Origin of the sequence: Clostridium tarantellae (assembly GCF_009295725.1) — a bacterium.
GTDB classification, from domain to species: Bacteria; Bacillota; Clostridia; order Clostridiales; family Clostridiaceae; genus Sarcina; species Sarcina tarantellae.
Genome location: NZ_WHJC01000395.1, coordinates 1 through 2,525, shown reverse-complemented (window position 1 = coordinate 2,525; position 2,525 = coordinate 1). Strand labels below are relative to the sequence as shown.

Sequence of the window (2,525 nt, the reverse complement as noted above, 5' to 3'; positions counted from 1 at the left end):
CACGCCGCCAGCGTTCATCCTGAGCCAGGATCAAACTCTCAAATTAAAAGTTTAATCATTTACTCATATTACTTATAAAAGAATTGCTGGTTTACTTAAATTTATCTGTTTAATTTTCAAAGATCATTTCTTTATTTGGTTTGTCACCCTCAAGCGACTTTCTTAGTTTATCACTAAAAGTTTTTTTTGTCAACAACTTTTTTTAAAACTTTTTAATTTCTTAATAAGTTTGTTGTTGTTACTCAGTTGCACTCATCAGCAACGAGATTTATCTTAACATAGTAATTTAAAAAATATTTTCTCTGTTATTCTCTTATTATAAATTATTTCTAATTTACTTAAATTTTATGCTTTTTTCTCTTAATTGCTTCTATAGATACACCTGGTACTGTTTGTTTTAATTTTAAACAATACAAAGCAAATTTATTTTAATACAGTATATTATTAACAAGTTAATTTAACTTTAATAAATCTTTATATTTATTATGTTATAACTAAAATAACAAACATGATATAAAACTTATAATAAAGAAAACGTATCAACACTATAATTTTAAAATATCAAATAAAATAATAAGTCCAGTGAAATTTAATATATCCACTGGACTTATTATTTTAATAAAAATGCTTTTACTTAATTCATTAAAGACAGCCTATATTTTATATAGTACCTTTTATATGTTAATAAATTCCTAAAGGTAATCCAACTGCATACCATATAATTAGAAGAGTTGTCCATCCTACTAATAATGCTAATGAGTATGGAACCATTGTTGAAATCATTGTTCCTATTCCTGACTCTTTATCATATTTTTCACTAAATGAAACTATTAAAGCAAAATAAGTCATTAATGGTGAAATTATATTAGTAGTAGAATCTCCTATTCTATAAGCCATTTGAGTAAATTCAGGACTTATACCCATTCGTAATAACATAGGAACAAATACTGGTGCCATTATTGCCCATTTAGCTGAAGCAGATCCCATAAATAAATTTATAAATGCAGTTACAATTACAAATCCTATTAATAATGGAATACCACTTATTCCTGTAGATTTAAGAAATTCTGATCCTTTAACAGCTATTACTGTACCTAAATTACTATGCGAAAAAAATGCCACAAACTGAGATGCAAAGAATACTAAAACTATATATCCTCCCATAGTAGACATGGTTTTTCCCATTTGATTTATTACATCTTTATCATTTTTAATAGTTCCCACTCCTATACCATAACCAATACCAGATATAAGGAAAAGGAATGCAATTGTAACAACTATAGAATCCATAAATGGTGACTTTAGAATTTCTTTAGTTTCAGGATTTCTTAATATACCTGACTCTGGTAATACCAAAGCAACTATAATAATTAACCCTATTAATAGAAATATTCCTGCAAATTTTAATCCTCTTTTTTCCTTTAAAGTTAATCCAATCATGTTAATAGATTTTTCACTTGTTTTAGGCTTATATTCACCTAACCTAGGTTCAACTACTTTTTCAGTAATTATTGTACCTATAATTGTTATTAAAAAAGTTGATACTATTAAAAAAAACCAGTTAGCTGTAACTGATACAGCATATTCAGGATTTATTATTTTAGCTCCTTCTGTTGTTATCCCTGCTAATAAAGCATCTGTTGGACCTGGCAAAAGATTTGCACTAAACCCTCCTGATACACCAGCAAATGCAGCAGCTATACCTGCCAAAGGATGTCTACCAAAACTTAAAAATACTACAGCTCCTAATGGAATTAATACAACATAACCTGCATCTGAGGCTATACTTGACATAACACCAGCAAAAACTACAACAACTGTAATTAAACTTTTGGGAGTTTTTGAAACTAAACTTTTTAATGAAGTTCCTATTAATCCTGTTCCTTCAGCAACACCAACACCTAGCATAGCTACAAGAACCGTTCCCAAAGCAGCAAAACTTGTAAAATTAGTAATAAGCGACTTAAACATATATCTTATTCCATCTGAAGATAAAAGACTTGTTACTGTTGCAGTCATTTCTTTTATTTCATTAGTTGTCCTATCTAATCCTGTATATGTAACTGAAACACCCATATTGGATAAAACTGCTGATAATATTATGATACCCATACATAAAAATATAAATATTGTAGCTGGATGCGGTAATTTATTCCCTACAGTTTCAATAAAGTCTAAAATTCCCCTACGTTTTTTAACAACTTTATTTTCCATAACCTTCCCCCTTATTAAATTTTATATCAATATGAAATATCTAACATTATTTGTATTTATATTGATAAATTTCTTTTAACTGTTTAATATGTAATTAATTATAGCATTTTTTATTAAAAAATCAATATTTTGCTTCATTAAAAATTAATTTATTTTTAATATGTCCATATTTTTAATATTATTACATTAACAATTTTATGTGTTGATGTAGAATTGTTACTATTTTATTATAATTTTATTGTGAGGTATAATACTTTTCAAATTTATTTTGATATATTATTAAAATTCATTTAATATACTCTATATAAATT

General features: G+C 26.5%; 1 protein-coding gene. It reads right to left on the bottom strand.

What is annotated here, in order from left to right:
* Nucleotides 1-681: 681 nt before the first annotated feature.
* Nucleotides 682-2,214: an AbgT family transporter gene (locus GBZ86_RS14890; RefSeq protein WP_152891951.1), complete on the bottom strand. Its 1,533-nt coding sequence runs from the start codon at nucleotides 2,212-2,214 to the stop codon at nucleotides 682-684.
* Between the last annotated feature and the right edge of the window lie 311 nt (nucleotides 2,215-2,525).